1 protein-coding gene is annotated in these 846 nt (G+C 35.8%); it reads right to left on the reverse strand.

The window, feature by feature from the left end; all coding sequences use genetic code 11:
* Positions 1-180: 180 nt before the first annotated feature.
* Positions 181-795: a replication protein gene (locus BABA_RS13025; RefSeq protein ID WP_007085653.1), complete on the reverse strand. Its 615-nt coding sequence runs from the start codon at positions 793-795 to the stop codon at positions 181-183.
* Between the last annotated feature and the right edge of the window lie 51 nt (positions 796-846).

Below are 846 nucleotides of genomic sequence, written 5' to 3' on the forward strand. Positions count from 1 at the left end.
TAGATAGTTGATTCCTAAAAGATCACCAACACGTGCCATGACCTTATAAAATTGCTTTTCAGTGATATGACGCTCTGGGCGAGAGGTTGATGGAAATAACCATTCAGAATTAAGATTTTGTTGGACCAGCTCTGAATAATGAAAATAAGTGCATTCAGCAATTCTTCAATTTGGTTAAGTTTAATCATGTCCATCGGTTGTTCCTTCCTGTTCTTCCATAACTTTTTCAATCCGTTTCGGATTATGCCGACGTGAATCTAAATAACGAGCGAAAAAGTAGGTTCGTTCAATGATTAGTCCCAATAGAGCGGTATTATTATCTCGTGCATACCAGACTAACTCTTCAAATTCAGTGAAGTCATTTTGCTCAATCGTATCAATAACCTCAGTTGTGAAGTCATCAGAATTTTGTTGTACTAAGAATTTATCCAGTTCAAATCCGCAACCACTTTCAATATCTTCAATATTATAAGGAGCTTTATCAGGATTTTCTGCATGAATAAAATAGTCATACATACCTTTTGGAGACATGACGGGCTCTACATGAGCAGGACCGTTCAGTTTATCTTTGATAAGTTCCGATACTTGAGAGTAACTTTTGAGAGAATCAAAATAGAATGTTCCATGTTTGTGTGACTTTTTAAGTTCTCCTGTTTCTTTGTTTATATCCTTGTCGTGCCACGGAGATAGTACGAAGGGTACATGAATCTCTTCTAGTTTTTCTAGGTAGTTATCTGGTGCACTTTCCTTATAGAATAGGAAAGCCCACTTGTTGGAACGTTGTTCTTTTGTCATAGGTAAGTACCTCTTTTTGATTTAAATTTTATGATTATTGATTATTGAGCT

The sequence above is a fragment of the Neobacillus bataviensis LMG 21833 genome, assembly GCF_000307875.1.
Classification (GTDB): Bacteria; Bacillota; Bacilli; order Bacillales; family Cytobacillaceae; genus Neobacillus; species Neobacillus bataviensis.

Coding starts and splice junctions, on each gene's coding strand:
- BABA_RS13025 (WP_007085653.1), bottom strand. CDS start 795: ATGACAAAAGAACAACGTTCCAACAAGTGGGCTTTCCTATTCTATAAG.